The sequence below is a fragment of the Herbiconiux sp. L3-i23 genome, from assembly GCF_023734115.1.
Taxonomy (GTDB): Bacteria; Actinomycetota; Actinomycetes; order Actinomycetales; family Microbacteriaceae; genus Naasia.
The window spans coordinates 85,019-105,046 of sequence record NZ_AP025737.1 but is presented as its reverse complement, the minus strand read 5'-3'; the positions used below and the strand labels follow the sequence as shown (position 1 = coordinate 105,046).

Annotated in this window: 17 protein-coding genes and 3 tRNA genes; 10 read left to right on the top strand and 10 right to left on the bottom strand. The window is 68.8% G+C overall.

Going from position 1 to position 20,028, the window contains the following annotated elements; translation table 11 throughout:
• Positions 1-27: 27 nt before the first annotated feature.
• On the bottom strand, positions 28-897 hold the full coding sequence (locus NGH83_RS00520; protein ID WP_251857147.1) for an LLM class F420-dependent oxidoreductase: 870 nt from the start codon (positions 895-897) through the stop codon (positions 28-30).
• 159 nt (positions 898-1,056) lie between these two features.
• On the opposite strand from NGH83_RS00520, the gene NGH83_RS00515 reads away from it, so the two are divergent.
• Entirely contained in the window at positions 1,057-1,431 is a 375-nt protein-coding gene (locus tag NGH83_RS00515; RefSeq protein ID WP_251857146.1) for a cupin domain-containing protein, read from the top strand.
• A gap of 174 nt (positions 1,432-1,605) precedes the next feature.
• Here the strand turns inward: NGH83_RS00515 and NGH83_RS00510 are convergent.
• Positions 1,606-1,678: transfer RNA gene (locus tag NGH83_RS00510), tRNA-Arg, on the bottom strand.
• A 34-nt stretch (positions 1,679-1,712) separates the two neighbouring features.
• Positions 1,713-1,806: transfer RNA gene (locus NGH83_RS00505), tRNA-Ser, on the bottom strand.
• A gap of 285 nt (positions 1,807-2,091) precedes the next feature.
• On the opposite strand from NGH83_RS00505, the gene NGH83_RS15290 reads away from it, so the two are divergent.
• Entirely contained in the window at positions 2,092-3,654 is a 1,563-nt protein-coding gene (locus NGH83_RS15290) for a collagen-binding domain-containing protein (RefSeq protein WP_305881790.1), read from the top strand.
• A 51-nt stretch (positions 3,655-3,705) separates the two neighbouring features.
• On the opposite strand, the gene NGH83_RS00495 is transcribed toward NGH83_RS15290, so the two are convergent.
• Positions 3,706-4,992, bottom strand: coding sequence for an LCP family protein (locus NGH83_RS00495; protein ID WP_251857145.1), 1,287 nt, complete (start codon positions 4,990-4,992; stop codon positions 3,706-3,708).
• A gap of 361 nt (positions 4,993-5,353) precedes the next feature.
• On the opposite strand from NGH83_RS00495, the gene NGH83_RS00490 reads away from it, so the two are divergent.
• Entirely contained in the window at positions 5,354-5,815 is a 462-nt protein-coding gene (locus NGH83_RS00490; protein ID WP_251857144.1) for a VOC family protein, read from the top strand.
• Positions 5,816-6,070: 255 nt separating this feature from the next.
• Here the strand turns inward: NGH83_RS00490 and NGH83_RS00485 are convergent.
• From NGH83_RS00485 to serS, 3 genes are all read right to left on the bottom strand, one after another.
• A tRNA-Ser gene (locus NGH83_RS00485) sits at positions 6,071-6,155 on the bottom strand.
• A 117-nt stretch (positions 6,156-6,272) separates the two neighbouring features.
• Positions 6,273-7,091, bottom strand: coding sequence for an HAD family hydrolase (locus tag NGH83_RS00480; protein ID WP_251857143.1), 819 nt, complete (start codon positions 7,089-7,091; stop codon positions 6,273-6,275).
• Entirely contained in the window at positions 7,088-8,359 is a 1,272-nt protein-coding gene (gene serS / locus NGH83_RS00475) for a serine--tRNA ligase (RefSeq protein ID WP_251857142.1), read from the bottom strand. Before serS ends, NGH83_RS00480 begins: the two co-directional genes overlap by 4 nt.
• A gap of 68 nt (positions 8,360-8,427) precedes the next feature.
• Between serS and NGH83_RS00470 the strand changes: the two genes are divergently transcribed.
• A complete protein-coding gene (locus tag NGH83_RS00470) occupies positions 8,428-9,429 on the top strand; it encodes a diacylglycerol kinase family protein (protein ID WP_251857141.1) in 1,002 nt (333 codons plus the stop codon).
• Between the two features lie 36 nt (positions 9,430-9,465).
• Here NGH83_RS00470 and pheA read toward each other — a convergent pair whose 3' ends face one another.
• A complete protein-coding gene (pheA, locus tag NGH83_RS00465; RefSeq protein WP_251857140.1) occupies positions 9,466-10,428 on the bottom strand; it encodes a prephenate dehydratase in 963 nt (320 codons plus the stop codon).
• 40 nt (positions 10,429-10,468) lie between these two features.
• Here pheA and pgm point away from each other — a divergent pair, with 40 nt between their 5' ends.
• Positions 10,469-12,091: a phosphoglucomutase (alpha-D-glucose-1,6-bisphosphate-dependent) gene (gene pgm, locus NGH83_RS00460; protein WP_251857139.1), complete on the top strand. Its 1,623-nt coding sequence runs from the start codon at positions 10,469-10,471 to the stop codon at positions 12,089-12,091.
• A gap of 59 nt (positions 12,092-12,150) precedes the next feature.
• Here pgm and NGH83_RS00455 read toward each other — a convergent pair whose 3' ends face one another.
• Complete coding sequence (locus tag NGH83_RS00455; protein ID WP_251857138.1) at positions 12,151-12,903, bottom strand: D-alanyl-D-alanine carboxypeptidase family protein; 753 nt, start codon at positions 12,901-12,903, stop codon at positions 12,151-12,153.
• A gap of 188 nt (positions 12,904-13,091) precedes the next feature.
• Here NGH83_RS00455 and NGH83_RS00450 point away from each other — a divergent pair, with 188 nt between their 5' ends.
• The 5 genes from NGH83_RS00450 to NGH83_RS00430 all read left to right on the top strand — a co-directional run bounded on the left by NGH83_RS00450 (position 13,092) and on the right by NGH83_RS00430 (position 18,951).
• Positions 13,092-14,402 carry an ABC transporter substrate-binding protein gene (locus tag NGH83_RS00450; RefSeq protein ID WP_251857137.1) on the top strand — a complete coding sequence of 437 codons (1,311 nt, stop codon included), beginning with the start codon at positions 13,092-13,094 and terminating at the stop codon, positions 14,400-14,402.
• Positions 14,403-14,467: 65 nt separating this feature from the next.
• On the top strand, positions 14,468-15,592 hold the full coding sequence (locus tag NGH83_RS00445; protein ID WP_251857136.1) for a carbohydrate ABC transporter permease: 1,125 nt from the start codon (positions 14,468-14,470) through the stop codon (positions 15,590-15,592).
• Positions 15,589-16,482 carry a carbohydrate ABC transporter permease gene (locus NGH83_RS00440; protein WP_251857135.1) on the top strand — a complete coding sequence of 298 codons (894 nt, stop codon included), beginning with the start codon at positions 15,589-15,591 and terminating at the stop codon, positions 16,480-16,482. The genes NGH83_RS00445 and NGH83_RS00440 overlap by 4 nt, the downstream gene beginning before the upstream one ends.
• Positions 16,479-17,894 (top strand): GH1 family beta-glucosidase, encoded by a 1,416-nt coding sequence (locus tag NGH83_RS00435; protein WP_251857134.1) that lies wholly within the window; start codon positions 16,479-16,481, stop codon positions 17,892-17,894. The genes NGH83_RS00440 and NGH83_RS00435 overlap by 4 nt, the downstream gene beginning before the upstream one ends.
• A 31-nt stretch (positions 17,895-17,925) precedes the next feature.
• On the top strand, positions 17,926-18,951 hold the full coding sequence (locus tag NGH83_RS00430) for a LacI family DNA-binding transcriptional regulator (protein ID WP_251857133.1): 1,026 nt from the start codon (positions 17,926-17,928) through the stop codon (positions 18,949-18,951).
• A 10-nt stretch (positions 18,952-18,961) separates the two neighbouring features.
• Here the strand turns inward: NGH83_RS00430 and NGH83_RS00425 are convergent, their stop codons facing one another.
• Positions 18,962-20,011: a biotin/lipoate A/B protein ligase family protein gene (locus NGH83_RS00425; RefSeq protein WP_251857132.1), complete on the bottom strand. Its 1,050-nt coding sequence runs from the start codon at positions 20,009-20,011 to the stop codon at positions 18,962-18,964.
• Positions 20,012-20,028: the final 17 nt, after the last annotated feature.

Below are 20,028 nucleotides of genomic sequence, written 5' to 3'. Positions count from 1 at the left end.
GCCGGCCTTCTTCACGTCCAAGACTCGTCAGCCGATCTCCGACAGACGCGGTGCGAGCTCGTTGCCGAACCGCCGCACCCACCCCGCCGGGTCGGGTGTGATCGCGCGGAAGTGCAGATGCTCGATCCCGACGGCCGCGAACTCCTCCGCGCGGCGCAACGCCCCGTCCACGTCGCCGAGCGGATCCCCCGTTCCGGCCATCGCCGTCTTCTCGATCGAGTCGTAATCGCGACCGACGGCGTCGCAGTGACCTTTCAGGACCTCGAGCTTGTGCCGAGCCGTGTCCGCATCGGGGACGATGAGATTGGTTGCGTCGGCGTACTGCGCCACCAGGCGAAGGGTCTTCTGCTCGCCGGAACCACCGATCACGATCGGCGGTCGGCGCACCGGCGAGGGCACGTCGATGGTCTCGGCCAGGCGGTAGTGCTCGCCCTCGAAGGCGCCCTCGTCGTCGCTCCACATCTGCTGCGCGATCTGCAGGGCCTCCTCGAGACGCTCGAACCGTTCCGCGAGCGGCGGGTACGGGACGCCGAGCGCTCGATGCTCCCGCTCGTACCAGGCGGCACCGATGCCGAGGAAGGCGCGCCCCTCCGACAGCACGTCGAGGGTGGCGACGATCTTCGACAGCAGACCCGGGTGGCGGTAGGTGACGCCGGTGACGACGGTGCCGAGGAGCATCCGCTCGGTCTTCGCCGCGACGAACCCGAGCGTCGTGTAGGCCTCGAGCATCGGGTCGTGCGCGGTGCGGAACTGCTCCATCTGGAAGTAGTGGTCCATCACGGTGAACCAGGAGGCTCCCGCCGCCTCCGCCGCCTGGGCCGTCGAGGCGAGCGCCGGCGCGATCGCGCTCGAGCCGCCGGGGATGTTGAAGTCCATGAAGTGGATACCGAATCGCATGGTCGCAGTCTCGGTCCGCTTCCTGAACGAGTGGTTACGGGTGCGGGCGGCAGACGCTCGACGCGCATCGACGAGGTGGAGGAAGTCGTATCGTCCTCCGCCGCGGGCTTGTCGATCGCGTCACCTGACGCGGCAGCGGTGCGGGTCTAGGTTTCGGTTGTGACCGAAACCGATCCCGTCGATATCGCCGCCGCCCTCGCCACGCTCACCGACCACCGGAACCCCCGCGTGGTCGGCCGGGTGAACGACCAGTACGTCAAGGTCGCCAAGCTACTCGGGGAGCTGGTCTGGCACGCCCACGACGCCGAGGACGAGCTCTTCTACGTCGTATCGGGCGAGCTTCGCATCCAGCTCGAGGGCGACAGGGAGGTGCACCTCGGCCCCGGACAGTTCTACGTGGTCCCCCGAGGCGTCCGACACAACCCGATCGCCGAGCAGGAGGTGCAGATCGTGCTGATCGAGACCGTCACCACCGCCCACACCGGCGATGTCGACCACGAAAGGTCCGTCCCGATCGCGGATCAGCTGCGGTAACTCACTGAGGGAGTCCCGGACGGAGGGACTCGATCCCAACCGCTACCCCACACCGCTTCGCGTCGCGCGGGGACCCTCGCGGTCGGGGCCCACCCCTGAGAGAGGCTTCTCGATCCTCCACCCGGACAAAGCAAGAAAAGGCCGGCACCTGTCGGTGCCGACCTTTTTCCTTTGTGCGCCCGGAGGGACTCGAACCCCCAACCTTCTGATCCGTAGTCAGATGCTCTATCCATTGAGCTACGGGCGCAGGTCAGCCGTTGCCGGAGTGAACCAGCAGCGAATGGCGGAGACGGTGGGATTTGAACCCACGGAGGAGTCTAAACCCCTCTCCACCTTAGCAGGGTGGTGCACTCGACCGGACTATGCGACGTCTCCAAACGCTCCGAACAGCATAGTCGACTTCTGAGCCCGCTTCGTACACACCAGCCGTTCCGGCGCGGAAAACCCCTCCCCCGAACGGGTGTCGCACGAATGGGGGACTTCCGGGGTACATCGTCTGTCCCCAAGATGGTGGACGGCGCCTCCCCATCGCCGTACCCGATCCCCACCCCTCACCCACCCCAGTGAGATCCGAACGAACGCCTCACCCCGGCCGACGTCCACCCGAGTACGAACTCGATACCCGACCCCGGGCGCCCTTACCCGAAACGGCCCTCCCCCGTGGCTTCCACCCTGCCCTTCGGCGTCCCCGCACGCCGCATCGTCCTCTCTTCCACCGCAGCTCTCGCGCTCCTCGCCGGGAGCCTCCTCCTCGTTCCGTCCACAGCGACGGCCGCCTCGTCCGATGTCCCCGCCCTGGCGGGCAACGCCGGCTTCACCGTGCTGACCGAGGGCGACGCGACCTGGAACAGCACCAGCGAGACCGAAGGCAGCTGGGCCGTCGGCGGCGACCTCGTCGTGCAGAACAAGTACACGGTCATGGCCGGAGGCCACCAGGCCGCCGCCGACCGCCCCGTCGTCGCCGGCATTCCCTTGCGACTCCTGGTCGACGGCGGCCTCACGATGGGCGGCGGTCGCGACAGCGAGATGGTGAACCTGTCCGCGGAGAGCTACCCCAACGTCGTCCTCGGGGCTGCGAACACCGGGTACACCGTGCAGCCCAACGGCCGCGTGCGCGCAGAGGGCGGCTACCTCATCGCCGGTTCGCCGGGAATCGCATCGAGCGAGCCGGTGGCTCCGAATGCGGAGGCGTTCAGCGCGACCTTCGTCGGCACCTTCTCCCGCTACCGGGCACTGTCCGCGGACCTCTACTCCGCCACCGGCGACGGGGCCCACGAAGTGTCCGTCACCGAGGGACCGCGCAACGGAAGCAACCTCGACGGCTCGAGCCTGGGCCTCACCCTCGCCGCAGACGCCGTGAACGTCTGGAACGTCACGCCCGGTCAGCTCGCCGCCATGCAGAACGGCAAGTTCAACCTCAAGTTCTTCGCCGGTGCGACGCCGTCGGCGACCACCCCTCTCGTGATCAACCTGCCCGCCGGCACTACCCGCCTCGACAACCCGTCGTTCGCAGAAGGCGGCAACGCGATCGCGAAGTACGTGCTGTGGAACGTCGACACCGACTCGCTCACCGTGACCGGGAGCCGCCTCTTCAGCGGATCCCTCCTCGCTCCCGACGCGCACTTCGTCTTCGAGAAGAGCACTCCGCTCGAGGGTCAGGTCGTCGCCGCCTCGGCCACCGTCAGAGGCTCGGGAGAGATCCACCACATCGCGTTCATCCCGTCCCTCGACGTGAACGGGCTCGACGAGACACCCGTCCCGCCGGTCACCACGCCGGAGGAGCCCGCGACCGAAGAGCCGATCGACACCCCGTCGGTCGAGACGCCGACCGAGGAGACCCCTGGCGACGAGACCCCCGGCCACGAGACCCCGACCGACGAGACGCCCGCGGAAGAGCCTCCTGCTGAGCAGACCCCGATCGACGAGACTCCCACGATCGAGACCCCCACCGAGGAGACGCCGACCGTCGAGACGCCCACCGACGACGGCATCGATCAGCCCGCGAAGGAAACCCCGGTTGTGCGCAGCGTTGCGCCGAACCTGCAGCTTCCGACTCTTGCCCTGCCCGACTCCCGCGACGGCGAGGTCAGGGACGTCCAGCTCGAGACTCTCGCCGACACCGGGACGGATCCGTGGGCTCTCGCCCTTCCGGCCGCTCTCGCGGTGCTCATGGGTGGCCTCGGGATTTTCCTCCTGTCGCGCACGAGGCGCGCCGACAGGTGAAAGCCGTCGGGGCATGGTCTGCGGTTCGGGCGGACCGTGCCCCGACACCTCCTACTGGTCGTCGAGGGTGCGACCCACGGTGCATCGGGATTCGGCGGCGACCTGACCGAGAACGTCATCGGGAAGCACGACCGACGTGTCGGCGGGCGGCGTCGTCGCGTTCGGATCGGCGGGGTCGACCGTCGCCGGGTCGACCGCGTTCGGATCGACCGGGGCGACGGCGTTCGGGTCGGCGACCGAACCGCGCGAGTCCTCCGGCGGGGCCTGGACGGTGACGGCCTGGTCGGCGTTGATCGCGTCGATCAGCACCTGGGCCGAGTCGTAGTTGGGCTCGAGGCCCCCATCGACCGGATACGTCGGGTACTGCACGAACGCGATCTTGCTCAGGTCGATCGGCTGCAGCGCGCGGGCGATCTGCACGAGGGTGTCGATGTTGTTGAGAGACGACGTGAAGACCATGTTGCGCACCGCGGCGCCTGCGAGGCCGTACAGCTTGCCGACATCGCCGAGCGTGTCGGAGCTCTTCACCTGGCGCACCAGCGCGGAGAGGAACACCTGCTGCGAACTGATGCGGGTCACGTCGCTTCCGTCGCCGACGCCGTAGCGGGTGCGGAGGAACTTCAGCGCGTCGACGCCCTGGAGGTTGTGGGTGCCGGCGTCGAGGTAGAGCTCGGTGTGCTCGTCCTCGATGGGGCTCGCCACGCAGACGGGGACGCCGCCGATCGCGTTGGACATCTCGATGACGCCGTCGAAGGTGATCGTCGCCGCGAACGGGATGCTGAGCCCGGTCAGCTCGGAGACGGTCGCGACCGCGCAGCTGAGACCGTCCTTCGCCATCCCGCCGCCGTACATCAGGGCGGTGTTGATCTTCTGGGACGAGGCGGGCCCGTTGGTGCCGCCGTCGCCGTCGCTGCATTCGGGGATCGGCACGTACATGTCTCGCGGGAAGCTGATCGCGACGGCGTTCGTGTGGTCGGCCGAGACGTGCAGGAGGATGTTGACGTCGTTGAGTTCGCTCTCCGGGTCTTCACCGTAGGAGTAGGCGGAGTTGGCGCGGCTGTCGCTGCCGATCAGCAGCATGTTGAAGCCACCCGAGTAGGGACCGATCTCGGGAATGGGGCCCGCGATCTCCTCGGATATCTCCACGGTCTTGATCTGGTGGGACAGATCCCACGCTGCGATACCGGCGATCGAACCGACGCTGACGACCGCGACGGCGGTGACGAGTCCGACGATCTTGAGGATGGCGAGAGTCACGCTCGAGCGGCGCAGCTTGCCGTGGCGCGCGATCGGCGTGACGGTCGGCTTCCGTCTCGATCTCCGCGTCATTTCGCTCATCGCTTCCCCTTTGCGGGCGTTGGTCTCGGGCCGCACCCGGCGAGGGCCGGATCCGGTGGGCGTCATCGCATCGCAGAGGGCCCCTCGAGAGGAGAGGAGCCCGGATCAGCAGGCTATGGCATGGTCGGCGCGTCGCGCCCGAGCCACACACACTTCATAAGGAAGCCGCGCGAGCATGGCGCGGGCGTGCGATCTGCGACCCCATATGGTACCGGTGATCGGGCAGCTCGGGTAGGGCGGCGGTGCGCCGGGCTACGGGCTGAAGACGCGCATAGTGAGGACTGATCAGTGCCCCGGTGCGACCTGAGGAATCGCTGTCGAGCATGGTCGACGATCCACTCGCCGTCTTACGGTCGAACGCGTGACTGATGCCGATGCGATCGAAAACCCCACCCCAGACAACACCCCTCAGGTTTCGCAGCTGCGAGTCGTGATCGAGGCCCCGGACTGGGAGGCGGCGGTCCGCTTCTACCGCGACACCCTCGGCCTCGAGCAGTTGCAGGGCTACCGCAACAAGAAGGGCGCCCAGCTCGTGCTCGACGTGGGTCGGGCGACCATCGAGCTCGTGCATCCCGACCTCGACGACGACGGCGCGCTCTCCGACCCTCCCGCCCCGAAGCTGCGGTTGGTCTTCCAGTCGGAGGATGCCCGATCGACGATCGCGACACTGGAGGCGGCGGGCGCTGAGCGAGTGGACATCCCGGAGCCGACCGCTGACCACGCCATCAGTGCGCGGATGCTGGCACCCGACAAGATGCCGATCTCGGTGTTCCAGCCACTGTCCGGCCCCGACTTCGCGGAGCCGCCCCGCCACGACGTCTGAGCCGGGCCGCGTCGGAACAGCGGGCGTGAGTCCAAACGACGCGGGTGGGTCCTCAGTCCACGGCTGCAGCGAGGCCGCCCTCCTGCGCCGGGTCACCCCGTCGCGGAGGGCGTGGGATTCGATCCCCGCTGCGCTCGGACGCCACGCCGCTTCGCGTCGCGTCGTGACCGGCGGCGTGGGCCCACCACCGGAGTAGCTTCTCAGAACACGCCCTCCGCACCGGGGCGCGCGCTCCTCCGTCGGGTCACCCCGCTGCGGAGGGCGTGGGATTCGAACCCACGAGACATTTCTGCCCACCAGTTTTCAAGACTGGCTCCATCGGCCGCTCGGACAGCCCTCCTCGCTCCGCACGCGGAGCGGCACCGAGTCTAGCCCGCGTCTGCGCGGAAGGAGCGGTCGGCGCCGCGCCCAGATCCGACCTTCGTACCGCTTCGCGGGAGGAGCGGGCGGACGGTGATCAGGCGGGGACGGCGCTCAATGCTGTCGCGAGGCCGTCCTCGGCCACCGTGCCCGTCGTCTCGGACGCCGCCTCGATGACCTCGGCCGGGGCCTGGCCCATGGCGACGCCGCGGCCGGACTCCCCGGCCCACTCGAGCAGTTCGATGTCGTTGCGCCCGTCACCCACCGCCACCACGCGGTCGCGCGGGACGCCGAGGATGCTGCGGACCCGCTCCATGGCGGTGGCCTTGTTGACGCCGTCGGGAGCGATGTCGAGCCAGGCGGTCCAGCCGACGGCGTAGCTCACCCGGTGCAGGCCCATGCGTTCGACGACCCCGAGGAACTCCTCGACGGCGTGATCGGGTGAGATGACGACGACGCGGGTCGCGCGAGTGCCGAGCAGCTCGTCGAAGCTGACCTGTTCGGAGCCCAAGCCGAGCACCGAGTCCGGGAACGGTTCGGTGTAGCGGTAGAACCCGGTCTCGTCTTCGACCGCGTACCGCGCACCCTCGAGGTGCGATCGGATCGTGGTGAGGACGCTGGCCGGGTCGAACGTCTCGACGTACTCGCGGCGGTAGCCCATCGGGGCGAGCGCGTCGCGGCGGACCGTGATCGCCCCGTTCGAGCAGACGACGTATTCGGGGGCGATGCCGAGCTGGTCGAGCACCGGCAGAGTGGAGGCGACGGAGCGGCCCGTCGCGAGCATGACCTCGTGGCCGGCCGTGCTCAGTCGCTGGACCTGGTCGCGGACCTCGTCGCTCAGACGCCCGTTCTCGTGCACGACGGTGCCGTCGATGTCGAGGGCGATGAGCCACCGCTCGTCGGCCGGCACGGTCATCGAGCGGCCACCGGCTCGAGCACCTCGAGTCCGCCGAGGTAGGGCCGAAGCGCTTCGGGGACCGCGACGGAGCCGTCGGCGCGCTGGTGCGTCTCGAGAAGGGCGACGATCCATCGGGTGGTCGCGAGAGTTCCGTTGAGCGTCGCGACCGGCTCGGTCTTGCCCGACTCCCCGCGGGCGCGGATGCCGAGGCGGCGCCCCTGGAACGTCGTGCAGTTCGACGTCGAGGTCAGCTCGCGGTAGGCGTCCTGGGTGGGAACCCACGCTTCGACATCGAACTTGCGGGCCGCGCTGGTTCCGAGATCGCCGGCCGCGGTGTCGATGACCCGGTAGCTGAGGCCGAGGGCCTGCAGCATCGACTCCTGCCAGCCGAGGAGTCGCGCATGCTCGTCCTCCGCCTGGTCGGGGGTGGTGTAGACGAACATCTCGAGCTTGTTGAACTGGTGCACGCGGATGATGCCCCGAGTGTCCTTGCCGTAGGAGCCGGCCTCGCGGCGGTAGCAGGTCGACCATCCGGCGTACCGGATCGGGCCTTTCGCGAGGTCGACGATCTCGTCGGAGTGCAGGCCGGCGAGCGCGACCTCGCTGGTTCCGGTCAGATAGAGCTCGTCGTCGGGGAGGTAGTAGACCTCGTCGGCGTGCTCGCCGAGGAAGCCGGTTCCCTCCATGATCTCGGGGCGCACCAGCGTCGGCGGGATGACGGGCGTGAAACCGGCGGCGAGCGCCCGATCGAGGGCGAGGCTCATGATGGCGAGCTCGAGCCGTGCGCCGATGCCCTTGAGGAAGTAGAACCGGGCCCCCGACACCTTCGCGCCACGAGCCATGTCGATCGCGTCGAGACCCTCGCCGATCTCGAGGTGGTCGCGCGCGGGGAAGTCGAACGCGGGCTTATCACCGACCTCGCGCAGCACGACGAAGTCGTCCTCGCCTCCCGGCGGGACGCCGTCGAGCACGATGTTGGGGATGCGGCGGGCGAGAGCCGTGAAGGCCTCGTCAGCCGCGGTGGATCGGGCGCCCGCCGTCTTCACCGCGGCGGCGAGCTGCTGCACCTCGGCGACGAGCGCGGCCTTCTCCTCCTTCGGAGCGGCGGCCACCTTCTTGCCGAACGCGTTCTGCTCGGCGCGGAGCCCCTCGAACTCGGCGAGCGCCGCGCGACGGTCGGCGTCCGCTGCTCTCGCGTCGTCGACCAGCTGTTCCGACGCACCGCGCGCAGCTTGCGAACGCTTGACGAGATCAGGGGAATCGCGAAGAAGAGCGGGGTCGATCACGGCAGCAAGCCTAGCGGCGCGAACTTGCGCCATATCGACGCCCAGGGACGCTGCGTTAGCGTGTGCGAATGGCCTCTACTCCGTCTGCGCGCACCGCCGCTGTCGTCTACAACCCGGTCAAGGTCGACGTCGAGGCGCTGAAGAGCGTGGTGAACGCTCAGGCTGCCGAATCGGGGTGGGGCGAGACCCGCTGGTACGAGACCACCGAGGAGGATCCGGGCGGAGGCCAGACCAAGGAGGCCGTCGACTCGGGAGCCGACGTCGTGCTCGCTGCCGGTGGCGACGGCACCGTGCGCGCCGTCGCGGAGGCGCTGCGTGACACCGGTGTGCCGATCGCGCTGCTTCCGTCCGGGACGGGCAACCTGCTCGCCCGGAATCTGAACCTGACGCTCGCGAACCTGCCGGAATCGGTCGCCACGGCCTTCACCGGCGCCGACCGCAAGATCGACCTCGGCATCGTCGAAATCGAGCGTTCCGACGCCAGCCGCGACCGGCACGTGTTCCTCGTCATGGCGGGCCTGGGGCTCGACGCGAAGATGATCGCGAACACGAACCCCGACCTCAAGAAGCGGGTGGGGTGGCTCGCCTACGTCGACGCGATCGTCCGATCGCTGCGGGGCAGCAACCGTCTGCGCATCCGCTTCCGCCTCGACGAGGAGGCGCCTCGCTCGCTGCGGGTCAACACGATCCTCATCGGCAACTGCGGCTCGCTGCCTGCCAACATCCTGCTGCTGCCCGAAGCGGCGGTCGACGACGGCCTGTTCGACATCGTGGCGCTGCGTCCGGACGGCTTGATCGGATGGCTGCAGATCTGGGTCAAGATCGTGTGGGAGAACGGGGTGCTGCGGCGCACCGTCGTCGGCCGCAAGCTGATGGGCAAGACGAAGGAAGTGCGAACCCTCCGCTACATGAAGGGCAAGCAGATCATCATCCGGCCCGAGACCCCGCAGGAGTTCCAGCTCGACGGCGACAGCTTCGGCACCGTCTCGGCGGTGCGGTCGTGGGTCGACCCGTCGGCGCTCACGGTGAAGATCCCGGCCGACGAGGCCGACGTCCTGCCGACCGAGTAGGCGCACCCCTCAGGGTCCTCGCCGCGGACCATCGACTTACGGGTCGACGCGTTCTCCGCTGAGGATGCCGCGCAGCCAGTCGCGCGCCTCGATGAAGTTGTCGTCGGAGTACTGGGCGACGTGGTGCACCGGAACACCGTCCGCGCGCGGATACGACCCGAGGAACACCACGCGGGGGCTGAAGCGTCGCAGACCGAGCAGGGCGTCGGCGACCCGCTCGTCGTGGGCGTGACCGTCGAGGTCGATGACGAATCGGTACCGTCCGAGCGCATCTCCGATGGGGCGCGACTGCAGCAGGCTGAGGTTGATGCCCCGGGTCGAGAACTGCTCGAGCAGTTCGAGGAGCGCTCCGGCCTTGTCCTCGGGGAGGTCGGCGACGAGGCTCGTCTTGTCTGCGCCGGTCCGTTCGGGCAGGTCGGTGGTGGTGCTGACCAGCACGAAGCGGGTGACCGCGTTGGGGTTGTCGCCGATGTTCTCGGCCAACACCTCGACCGGGTAGTGGTCGACGATGCCTGGAGGCGCGATCGCCGCGTCGAGGAGGGCCGCACCGGCTCCGAACAGGTCGGAGGCGGCCTGCACGTTCGAGCTCGACGGGATGTGGCCGTGGCTCGGCAGGGTCGCGTCGATGTAGCGCCGGCACTGCGCGTAGGCGACGGGATGCGCTCCGATGGTCCGCACGTCGGCCAACGTGGTGCCGGGGCGGGCGACGAGCACGAACTCGACCGGCACGAGGTACTCCCCCGTGATCCGGAGGCCGGGGATGGTGGTGAGGGCGTCCTGGGTCGCGGTGACGCCACCCTCGACGGAGTTCTCGATCGCGATCATCGCGGCGACGCTCCGCCCTGCGACGACGTCGTCGAGCGCCTCGCCGACGTTGTTGACCGACCGCCACGGCTTGCCGCGCGCGGCCTCCACCTGGGTCAGCGCGGCTTCAGTGAACGTTCCGGCAGGTCCCAGGTAGCTGTAACCGGGCTCGGAAGGTGCTTCGGGCTCGGACATGGAGTAGAGGATAGCGGTAGGGCCGCGCGAAGATGGGGGCATGCACGATCGCGCCGGAACCCCCGCCCTCGAGTCCGACCTCATCGACACCAAGGCTCTCGTCGCGGCCTACTTCGAACTGCATCCCGACGTGAACGTCCCCGAGCAGCGCGTCGTGTTCGGCACATCGGGGCACCGCGGCAGCTCGTTCGACACCGCGTTCAACGACGACCACATCGCGGCGACCACGCAGGCGATCGTCGATTACCGCACCGAGCAGGGCATCACCGGGCCGCTCTTCATCGGCCGCGACACCCACGCGCTCAGTCGACCGGCCGAGACCACGGCACTCGAGGTGCTCGTCGCCAACGGCGTCCGGGTGCTCGCCGACGAGTTCGACGGTTACACCCCGACCCCGGCGGTGTCGCACGCGATCCTCCGCTACAACAAGTCCGCCGCCGACGACGACCAAGCCGACGGTATCGTCGTCACGCCGAGCCACAACCCGCCCCGCGACGGTGGCTTCAAGTACAACCCGCCGCACGGCGGGCCCGCCGACAGCGACGCCACGTCGTGGATCGCCGCCCGCGCGAATGAGCTCATCGCGGGGGGTCTGAAGGATGTGAAGCGCGCCGAGCCGACCGCCGTCGAGACGTACGACTTCCGCGGCCACTACGTCGACGACCTCGAGAACATCATCGACATGGCGGCGATCCGCGACTCCAAGATCCGCATCGGCGCTGACCCATTGGGCGGTGCGAGCCTCAGCTACTGGGAGGCGATCCGCGACCGCTACGGGCTCGACCTCACCATCGTGAACGGCGCGATCGATCCGACCTGGCGCTTCATGACCCTCGACTGGGACGGCAAGATCCGGATGGACCCGTCGTCGGCCTCGGCGATGGCCTCGGTGGTCGCGCGCCGTCACGACTACGACATCCTCACCGGCAACGACGCCGACTCCGACCGCCACGGCATCGTCACGCCCGACGCCGGGCTGATGAACCCCAACCACTACCTCGCGGTCGCGATCCAGTACCTCTACGCGAATCGCCCCGACTGGAGCCCCGACGCCGCGATCGGCAAGACGCTCGTTTCGTCGAGCATGATCGACCGGGTCGCGGAGTCGCTCGGCCGGCGCCTGTGGGAGGTCCCCGTAGGGTTCAAGTGGTTCGTCCCCGGCCTGATCGACGGTTCGGTCGCGTTCGGCGGCGAGGAGTCGGCGGGGGCCAGCTTCCTGCGCTTCGACGGCTCGGTGTGGACCACCGACAAGGACGGCATCATCCTCGCTCTCCTCGCGAGCGAGATCCTCGCGAAGACCGGCAAGACTCCGAGCCAGCACTACGAGGCACTGACGGCCGAGTTCGGCTCTCCCGCGTACGAGCGGGTGGACGCGGCGGCGACGAAGGACCAGAAGGCGACTCTGTCGAAGCTCGACGGCGACGCCATCTCGGCCGACGAGGTCGCGGGCGAGAAGATCACCGCGAAGCTGTCGAAGGCGCCCGGCAACGACGCGGCGATCGGCGGAGTCAAGGTCGTCACCGAGCACGCCTGGTTCGCCGCGCGTCCCTCGGGCACCGAGGACGTCTACAAGATCTACGCCGAGTCGTTCAAGGGCGAGGAGCATCTGCGCGAGGTGCAGCGCGAGGCGAAGACCATCGTCGACGCCGCCCTCGGCGGCTAGGGGACGCGTTCACCTGACTCGCCGTGTCGCTTCGACGACACGGCGAGTCAGGTCGCCGCTCACGCGGGCGCCGGCGGAAGGCCGAAGAACTCCTCGAGCGTCGTGATGCCCGTGTTGTGCATCTCGGTCGACAGATCGACGCCGATGTACCGGTAATGCCAGGGCTCGAACGGGTAACCCGTCACCTCGGCCTTGTCCGACGGGAAACGCAGGAGGAAGCCGAAGCGGTACGCGTTGGCCGCGAGCCACTGCCCCTCGGCGGTGTCGGCGAAGCAGGTGTTCAGCGAGCAGTTCCCCGACGAGGCGCCGATGTCCATGGCGAGCCCCGTCTGGTGCTCGCTGGTCCCGGGCGGCGCGGTAGTGGGGTCGTCCGGCGACCAGAGATCCACCTGCGTCGAGTACGAGCGGTAGGCGCTGTTGGACGCCAAGTAGAGACCGGCCTCCGCCTGCGCGGCGGCGAACATCGCGACGATCGCGTCGGAGGCCTCTTGGCGGAGCACGGGCTCCCAGGTGTGCTCGACGGGGACGTCGACCAGGTCGGGCGCCACATAATCCTGCGGGTTGAGCGGGCGCAGGCGGTTGACGACCACCCAGATGCTCGTCGGATCGTCGATCGACCGCGCCGCCTTGTCGAATGTGGGCGGCGGAGGAGGCGGAGCGGGCGTCGACTGGGTCGGCGCAGGGATCGACGGCGGCGCCGTCGTGGTCGGGGCCGCCGACGGTGCCGGCTTCTCCATCGCGCAGGCGCTGACGGCGACGACGGACACCATCGCGAGCGCGACGGCCACTCCGCGGTGGAGGAACGAATTCACCCCACGAGCCTACGGCGGCGAGGCGGCTCGACCTCCTGCGGGGTAGGCGGCGCGCCGTTTGGGAGCGCTCTCTTGACAGCCCTTTCACGACGCCCATATAATCGGCGTCACCTTCGTGAGAGCGCTCCCAATGGCGGGGATGCCGGACGGCGCGCTCTCTCGACTCCCACGCACACAAAGGAGTGACCGTGAAATCGTCACGCACGAAAATCGCTGCGAGCGTCGCCACTGCGACGACCCTCGCCCTTCTCGCCACCGGATGCGCATCCGGCTCCGGCGGTGAGTCCGAAGGAGAGATCGAGCTCACGATCACCACCTTCGGCACCTTCGGCTACGACGACCTCTACGCCGAGTACGAGGCCGCGAACCCCGGCATCAAGATCGTCGCCAACAACATCGACACCGGCGGAAACGCCCGCACCGACGCGTTCACCAAGCTGGCAGCTGGCAGCGGACTGTCGGACGTCGTCGCGGTCGAAGAGGGCTGGCTCGGCTCGATCATGGAGGTCTCCGACCAGTTCGTCGATCTGCGCGAGTACGGCATCGAGGACCGCGCCGGCGACTGGGTGGACTGGAAGTACGAGCAGGCGACCGACCCCGACGGGCGCGTCATCGGCTACGGCACCGACATCGGACCCGAGGGCCTCTGCTACAACCGCACGGCGTTCGAGGCCGCCGGGCTGCCCTCCGACCGCGAGGCCGTGGCCGAGCTGCTCGGCGGAGCCGACTCGACCTGGGACGACTACTTCACGGTCGGCAAGCAGTACCAGTCGACGACCGGCAAGGCCTGGTACGACCACTCCGGCTTCGTCTGGAATGCAATGGTCAATCAGCTGCCCGAGGGCTACTACACCAGCGACGGTGAGCTGAACGTCGAAGGCAACGCCGACCTCGAGGAGCGTTGGGGTTGGATCACCGACGGTGCCGCGTCCGGTCTCTCCGCAGCCCAGACGGCGTGGGACTGGAACGGCGGCAAGTCCTTCGTCGACGGCACCTTCGCGACCTTCGTCTGCCCGGGCTGGATGCTCGGCGTCGTGCAGGGTCAGGTCGAAGCCGGCGGCGGTGACACCGCGAACTCCGGTTGGGACTTCGCCGACGTCTTCCCCGGCGGCCCCGCCAACTGGGGTGGCGCGTTCCTGTCGGTGCCGACCCAGTCGAAGCACCCGGAGGAAGCCGCGGCGCTGGCCTCGTGGCTGACCGAGCCCGAGCAGCAGATCGCTCAATTCGAGGCGGCGGGAACCTTCCCGAGCACCATCGCGGCCGAAGAGGACCTCGCCGCCAAGGGTGAGCCGAACGCGTTCTTCAACGACGCTCCCGTCGGCGCGATCCTCGCCAAGCGGGCGGAAGGCGTCGTCGCCCAGTACAAGGGCCCAGACGACTCGCTCATCCAGGAGAACGTCTTCGGCCCCGTACTGCAGAAGGTCGACCGCGGTGAGGTCGACGCGACGGCCGGATGGTCCGAAGCGATCGCCCTGCTGAACGACCTGGTCAAGAACTGATCCACCGGGGCGCCCGCCCGCGGTCCCCTCGGGCGGGCACCCCTCCTTCTTCGAAAGCCGTTGTCATGACCAGCACGCTCACCCCTCCGACCACCGCGGTCCGCGAACAGCGGCAGCCTCGACACACGCCCCTCACACGGCGCCAGCGCCTCAGCCGCTTCGACCTCAAAGCCTCGCCGTACTTCTACATCTCGCCGTTCTTCCTGCTCTTCGGAGTGGTCGGCGCCTTCCCGCTCGTCTACACGCTGGTCGTCTCCCTGTACGACTGGCAGCTGCTGCAGGGCCAGGGCGACTTCGTCGGTCTCGGCAACTTCGCGGCGGTGCTCGGCGACCGGTTCTTCTGGAACTCGATCGGCAACACCGTCAGCATCTTCCTGCTCTCGGCGGCGCCGCAGATCGCGGTCGCGCTCCTCATCGCCGGTGTCCTCGACCAGGCGCTGCGTGCCAAGACCTTCTGGCGGATGAGCATCCTGCTCCCCTACGTGGTCTCCCCCGTCGCCGTCGCCCTCATCTTCTCCAGCGTGTTCAACGAGCAGCAGGGACTCGCCAACAATCTCCTGGGCTTGATCGGCATCGGCCCGATCGAGTGGAAGCACGATACTCTCGCCAGCCACATCGCGATCGCGACGATGGTCAACTGGCGCTGGACGGGCTACAACGCGCTCATCCTGCTCGCCGCCATGCAGGCGGTCCCGCGCGAACTGCACGAATCGGCCGCGCTCGACGGAGCCGGCAAGTTCCGTCGCTTCACCTCGATCACGCTCCCGGGCATCCGTCCCACCTTGATCTTCGTCATCATCACCGCCACCATCGGCGGCCTGCAGATCTTCGCCGAGCCGCGCCTCTTCGACGTCTCCAACGCGGGAGGCATCGGCGGCGCCGATCGGCAGTTCCAGACCACGGTGCTCTACCTGTGGGAGATGGCGTTCTTCCGCCAGGACTTCGGGGAGGCCGCCGCCGTCGCGTGGCTCCTCTTCCTCCTCATCGTGCTCGTCGGCCTCCTGAACTTCTTCATCTCCCGACGGATCGCGTCGGCGGAGAACCGTGTGCGCACTCGTCGCGCCTCGGCCCGAGCGAAGAGGAGGAGCGCGGTCATCGCCGACGAGGCGATCGCCGTCGCCTCGGCGACCGACGCCGCCACCGTCGCCACCACCGAATCCGACACCGCCCGGAAGGCGACCACGAAATGACCGCCCCCGCCACCAACGTCGCGTTCCCCGTCCGACGCCGCAGCCTGCTGCCGCGCCGTCGAGGCCGCGCCGGAATCATCGACCGCCCCGGGTTCCTCACCTACGGACTGCTCACCGCGTTCCTCGTCGGCGGCACCTACCCGCTGTGGTGGTCGTTCGTCGTCGGTAGCGGAACGAACGCCACCCGCGGCGAGACGCTCCCCCTGATCCCCGGCGGGAACTTCCTCGCGAACGCCGCCAAGGTCTTCGATGCGATCCCGTTCTGGACCGCGCTCCTCAACAGCATCATCGTCTCGGGCGTGATCACCCTGTCGGTCGTCACCTTCTCGACCCTCGCCGGCTACGCCTTCGCCAAGCTGCGGTTCCGCGGCCGCGACGGGCTCATGATCGCCGTGGTCGCCACCATGGCGATCCCGACCCAGCTCGGCATCATCCCGCTGTTCATCGTGATGCGGCAGCTCGGCTGGACCGGCACCCTCGGGGCCGTAATCGTGCCCACGCTCGTCACCGCGTTCGGCGTCTTCTTCATGCGCCAGTACCTCGTCGACGTGATCCCCGACGAGCTGATCGAGGCGGCCCGCGTCGACGGGGCGAACCAGTTCCGCACATTCCTCACCGTCGCGGTTCCCGCTGCCCGACCGGCGATGGCGATCCTCGGCCTGTTCACCTTCATGATGGCGTGGACCGACTATCTGTGGCCGGTCATCGTGCTCAGCCCGACGAATCCGACCCTGCAGACGGCGCTGTCCCAACTGCAGTCGGGCTACTACGTCGACTACTCGATCGTGCTCACCGGCGCAGTGCTCTCGGTGATACCACTGCTGATCCTCTTCGTGCTCGCCGGTCGCCAGCTCATCGCCGGCATCATGAGCGGGGCGGTCAAGGGATGAGCGCGCCGGCGCAGGATCGGCGCTGGCCGGACGGTTTCCTCTGGGGCACCGCCACCGCCGCGGCCCAGGTCGAAGGCGCCGCCCACGAGGACGGCAAGGAGGACTCGATCTGGGACGCCTACGCGAGGCAGCCGCTCGCCACCGCGCGGGGTGAGACGCCGGAGCGGGCGGTGGACCACTACCACCGCATGCCCGAGGACGTCGCCCTGATGAAGCGGCTCGGCATCGGCTCGTACCGGTTCTCGGTGAGCTGGGCGCGCGTGAAGCCGGGCGACCGCACCGTCAACGGCCGCGGGCTCGACTTCTACTCGCGACTCGTCGACGAGCTCCTCGAAGCGGACATCCTCCCCTGGCTCACTCTCTACCACTGGGATCTCCCCCAGGCCCTCGAAGAGCGCGGCGGCTGGGCGGCGCGCGACACCGCCTTCCGCTTCGCGGAGTACGCCTCCGATGTGCACGCGGCACTCGGCGACCGGGTCACTCACTGGACGACGTTCAACGAGCCGCTCTGCTCGTCGCTGATCGGCTACGCGGGAGGCGAGCACGCCCCCGGCAGGCGGGAGCCCCGAGCCGGTCTCGCCGCACTGCATTACCAGCACCTCGGCCACGGTCTCGCCGCGAGCGCGCTGCGCACCGCGGGCGCCGAGAAGGTCGGCATCACCCTCAACCTCACCAATGCGGTGCCGGCCGACCCCACCGACCCGATCGATCTCGACGCCGCCCGTCGCCTCGACGCGATCTGGAACCGCGCCTTCCTCGAGCCGGTCCTCCTCGGCCGGTATCCGCGCGACTTCCTCGACGACGTGCGCGAACACGACTTCGAGGGGCTGGTCAGGCCCGGCGACCTCGAGACCATCGCCGCCGGCATCGACTTCCTCGGGGTGAACCACTACCACGACGACAACGTCAGCGGGCATCCCCTGCCGGCGGGCGCACGACCGGGGCTGACGCCGACGGAACGAGAGACCTCGTCCCCGTTCGTCGGGTCGGAGCACCTCACCTTCCCGAGTCGTGGGCTGCCGCGCACGGCGATGGACTGGGAGGTGAACCCCGAGGGACTGCGGGTGCTCCTCGAACGCCTCACCCGCGACTATCCGACGCTGCCTCCGCTCTTCATCACCGAGAACGGGGCCGCGTACGACGACGAGATCGCCCCCGACGGCGGCATCCACGACGTAGACCGCACCCGATACATCGAGGCGCACATCGCGGCGATGGGCGAGGCGATCGACGCCGGCGCCGACGTGCGGGGCTACTTCGTGTGGTCCCTGCTCGACAACTTCGAATGGGCGTGGGGATACGGCAAACGGTTCGGCATCGTCCACGTCGACTACGACACCCTCGAGCGCACTCCGAAGGACAGCGCCCTGGCGTACGCCCGCGTGATCTCGACCGTCACGGCGCTCCGCTAACCTCGAAGCGCATCGACGATACGAGGTGACCGTGACCAGCGAGATCACGCCGACCGCCGCACCCACTCTCGAAGAGGTGGCGGCGCTCGCGGGGGTGTCCCGATCGACGGTCAGCCGCGTCGTCAACAACTCGCCGCATGTGAAGGCCGAGGCGGCCTCCGCAGTGCAGCGCGCCATCGACACGCTCGGCTACGTGCCCAACCGTGCAGCGCGCTCGCTCGCGAGCAGGAAGACGCAGGTCGTCGCCCTGGTCGTGCCGGAATCGACCGCGAAGGTCTTCGCCGACCCGTTCTTCGCCTCAGTGGTGCAGGGCGCCGCCCTCTACCTGTCTGAGACCGAGTACACGCTCAACATGGTCATCGCGTCGGAAGCGACCCCCGAGAAGACTCGGCGCTACCTTCTCGGCGGCAACGTCGACGGCGCGCTCGTCGTGTCGCACCACAGCGGCGACCACTCCTACGCCCGACTCGGGTCCACTCTGCCCGTCGTCTTCGGCGGCCGACCGCTGTCAGCGGAAGAGGACGGCAGCTATTTCGTCGACGTCGACAACGTCGCGGCGGCGAGGATGGTCACCCAGCACCTCGTCGACCTCGGCCGCCAGGACATCGCGTTGATCGCCGGTCGGCAGGACATGCCCGCCGGCGTCGACCGCCTCGAAGGGTGGCGGCAGGCGATGCGGGGCGCAGGACTCCACGACGACATGGTCGAAGTCGGCGACTTCTCGCCGCGGCACGGCGCCGAGGCGATGCGGCGACTGCTCGACCGCGGTCTTCCCATCGACGCGGTCTTCGCCTCGAACGACCAGATGGCGGCCGGCGCCCTGAGCGCTCTGCGCGAGCGCGGCCTCTCGGTGCCGGGTGACGTCGCCGTCGCCGGCTTCGACGGCGACTACTTCGGCGAGACCAGCGACCCGCCGCTCACCACCGTCATGCAGCCATCGACGGCGCTCGGGCAGGCGATGGCCGAGATGCTGGTGCGACTCATCGCCGGCGAGCCGGTCGAGCGCGTGACGATGATGCCCACCGAGCTCGTCGTCCGCGCATCCACCACCGCCTGAGCGGCGGCGGTCACGGCACGCGGGTCAACCACTCCTCGGTGCTGAATTTCGATGCGACGAGCTCTTCTGCGGCCTGGTACTCGGCGGAGGTGATCTCGCCGGCGGTCGCCCCGTAGAGCGAGGTGAAGGTCGACGTCATCCGCTCGATGATCTCGGCGCGCGGCAGACCGGTCTGGCTGCGCAGCGGGTCGACGCGCTTCGCGGCACTCGTCGTGCCCTTGTCGCTGAGCTTCTCGCGACCGATGCGCAGCACTTCGACCATCTTCGCGCCGTCCATGTCGTAGCTCATGGTCACGTGGTGCAGCACTGCACCTCCGCCGAGCCGCTTCTGAGCGGCACCGCCGATCTTGCCCTTCGGCGACGTGATGTCGTTGAGAGGCTGGTAGAACGCGTCGATGCCGAGCGAGCGCAGCGCCGTGATCGCCCACTCGTCGAGGTACGCGTAGGACTCGGCGAACGACATGCCCCTGACCAGGTCTCCGGGCGCGTAGAGCGAGTAGGTGATTGCGGTTCCCGCCTCCATGAACATCGCGCCGCCGCCGCTGATCCGTCGGACGACCTCGACCCCGTACTTGGCGGCGTTGTCGAGATCGACCTCGTTGCGCAGCGACTGGAAGCTGCCGATCACGATCGCGGAACGGTCCCACTCCCAGAACCGCAGCAGCGGCCCGCGGCGCCCCGCTCCGACCTCGTCGGTGAGCACCTGATCGAGCGCGAGGTGCATCGCCGGCGACAGCGGACCCGGATGCAGGATCTCCCACTCGTAGTCGCGCCACGTCGTCGCGTTGCCGATCGAGCGCCGCACCGCGGTGGCGACCGCCTCGGGGGTGAAGCCCAGCAGCACCGCATCCACCGGCAGCGCAGCGCGGATGGACGCCGCGATGTGCTGCGCGTCCGCGTCGGCCGGCAGACCGTTGACGGCTCCGTCGATCGCGTCGAGCGCGGAGTCGGGTTCGAGGAAGAAGTCGCCTGCGAGTCGGAAGTTCGCGATCGCCCCGTCGACCACATCGAGATCGACGACGACGAGCTTGCCGCCAGGAACCTTGTATTCGCCGTGCACCGGTGCTCCGTCTTTAG

What these genes read in the sequence shown, in the direction of transcription:
- NGH83_RS00470 (WP_251857141.1), top strand. Translation starts at nt 8,428, where the DNA reads ATGGCCTCTACTCCGTCTGCGCGCACCGCCGCTGTCGTCTACAACCCG.
- pheA (WP_251857140.1), bottom strand. Translation starts at nt 10,428, where the DNA reads ATGTCCGAGCCCGAAGCACCTTCCGAGCCCGGTTACAGCTACCTGGGA.
- NGH83_RS00495 (WP_251857145.1), bottom strand. Translation starts at nt 4,992, where the DNA reads ATGAGCGAAATGACGCGGAGATCGAGACGGAAGCCGACCGTCACGCCG.
- NGH83_RS00435 (WP_251857134.1), top strand. Translation starts at nt 16,479, where the DNA reads ATGAGCGCGCCGGCGCAGGATCGGCGCTGGCCGGACGGTTTCCTCTGG.
- NGH83_RS00480 (WP_251857143.1), bottom strand. Translation starts at nt 7,091, where the DNA reads ATGACCGTGCCGGCCGACGAGCGGTGGCTCATCGCCCTCGACATCGAC.
- NGH83_RS00440 (WP_251857135.1), top strand. Translation starts at nt 15,589, where the DNA reads ATGACCGCCCCCGCCACCAACGTCGCGTTCCCCGTCCGACGCCGCAGC.
- NGH83_RS00520 (WP_251857147.1), bottom strand. Translation starts at nt 897, where the DNA reads ATGCGATTCGGTATCCACTTCATGGACTTCAACATCCCCGGCGGCTCG.
- NGH83_RS00445 (WP_251857136.1), top strand. Translation starts at nt 14,468, where the DNA reads ATGACCAGCACGCTCACCCCTCCGACCACCGCGGTCCGCGAACAGCGG.
- pgm (WP_251857139.1), top strand. Translation starts at nt 10,469, where the DNA reads ATGCACGATCGCGCCGGAACCCCCGCCCTCGAGTCCGACCTCATCGAC.